Source organism: Arsenophonus nasoniae DSM 15247 (assembly GCF_000429565.1).
In the GTDB taxonomy this organism is placed as follows: Bacteria; Pseudomonadota; Gammaproteobacteria; order Enterobacterales; family Enterobacteriaceae; genus Arsenophonus; species Arsenophonus nasoniae.
Genome location: NZ_AUCC01000234.1, coordinates 1 through 1,439, shown reverse-complemented (window position 1 = coordinate 1,439; position 1,439 = coordinate 1). Strand labels below are relative to the sequence as shown.

The window sequence follows — 1,439 nt, the reverse complement described above, 5'->3', positions numbered from 1 at the left end:
ATTAATGCCTTACTGTATTGATTGAGATTCCTAACCATCAAGTTGCTCATTTCAGAATCAGTTAAACCCGTAAATTTCATCACCGATTGCGTATCCATCCCTGTCATTAGCGTTTGTTTTGCAATCTCAACGATAAATATCTTTTCTGTGACCAATATCTATTATTAGAATAATTAATTCTTTATCTTGAATATTTACCACAATTCGATAATTCCCGACCCGATAACGCCATAAACCTTTTTTTTCTCCATTTAAAGATTTTCCATAAATTCTTGGGTTTTTGGTGTTAATTAGGTTTTTATTTATCCAAGATAAAATAAATAATTGGTCTGATTTACTGATTCCTTTTAAAGTTTTTACAATATTTTTATGATATTTAACTGTGTACATCATCAAGACCTAAATCAGAGATTAGCTCATCATGATTAATAACATCATCATCAGTCATTTCTTTCATAATTTTATTTGCGCGCTGATAAAGCTTGATATCAATTTCATTTTCAATACGTTCAAGCGCTGACTGTCTTAACAGATTTGAAACAGAAATACCGTTAAAATCTGCAAAATCTTTCAGCAATTCTTTATCTTGTTTGGATATTCTAATGGTTAAATTTTCCATTTACTCACCTATAATGCAAGTGCATTGCAAATACATTATAGGTTAGTGATAACATTTAAGTCAATGACTGGGACTAAATCGGTATTGTTTTCTCTTTTCAAGTACCACGCCCATCTCTTTAGCTTTCCTCTCGGCCTCAAAAAATCCGTGGACGATTTCACCGTCTGGAAATCGCCAAGCGTCGCCTGTGCCGTTGGCCAGCCTTGCGATCCACACTTCGCTATCTTTTTTGGCTGGAATTAACCGCTTTTTGCTAACTTTAATTTTCTCTCTGAGTTGTATTTTTTCGTCCTCAGACAACTCGGCGGACAATACTGTACAATACTCAACGATTTCAGCAAGGTTTTTTTCGTCGGTGGCATCGTCGAGGGCAATTAATGCGGCTTCCAGTTTTGGATGGGTTGCTGGTTGTGTTTCTGTTGGTGCTTCTATCACCGTTTCTGCTTTTTGACGCTGTTTTTCGTTTCGTTCGCGCAGAACATCCCTCAGTGATAGCCGTTTAAACGAAGCAGGAGCCATTCTAAGCGGTTTTTCTGTTGAATTTACATCCTTCGTATACCTCAAGCATCAAAAATAGCTCAGAAGCGCAAGGAAGCCGTCTAGCGAGGCGATGAATCACTGTCTTGAGTGCCATTCTATCAAACCACTTCACCCACGGACTTGAGTCGTATTTTGCGCTTTGTACCGTATCCCGTATTTTTTCCACGTCAGCACGACTCATCACTTCGACAACGAGTTCACCACTATTAAGTTTTGCGAAGGCATAGACTTTCACTATCTCATCACCGTCAACAAACGACGGACGATGCGTTAAATGCTC

General features: G+C 38.1%; 4 protein-coding genes. All 4 read right to left on the bottom strand.

What is annotated here, in order from left to right; genetic code table 11:
• Window positions 1-126: 126 nt before the first annotated feature.
• Window positions 127-390, bottom strand: a complete 264-nt coding sequence (locus tag G468_RS0117865) for a type II toxin-antitoxin system RelE family toxin (RefSeq protein WP_211229687.1) — start codon at window positions 388-390, stop codon at window positions 127-129.
• On the bottom strand, window positions 377-619 hold the full coding sequence (gene relB / locus G468_RS0117860; protein ID WP_026824132.1) for a type II toxin-antitoxin system RelB family antitoxin: 243 nt from the start codon (window positions 617-619) through the stop codon (window positions 377-379). Before relB ends, G468_RS0117865 begins: the two co-directional genes overlap by 14 nt.
• A gap of 60 nt (window positions 620-679) precedes the next feature.
• The gene (locus tag G468_RS22710; RefSeq protein ID WP_026824131.1) at window positions 680-1,138 is read right to left on the bottom strand and encodes a hypothetical protein; all 459 of its coding nucleotides are present in this window, start codon (window positions 1,136-1,138) and stop codon (window positions 680-682) included.
• Window position 1,139: 1 nt separating this feature from the next.
• Window positions 1,140-1,439: recombinase RecT (locus G468_RS22705; RefSeq protein ID WP_211229686.1), on the bottom strand; the 300-nt coding region annotated here is incomplete at its 5' end.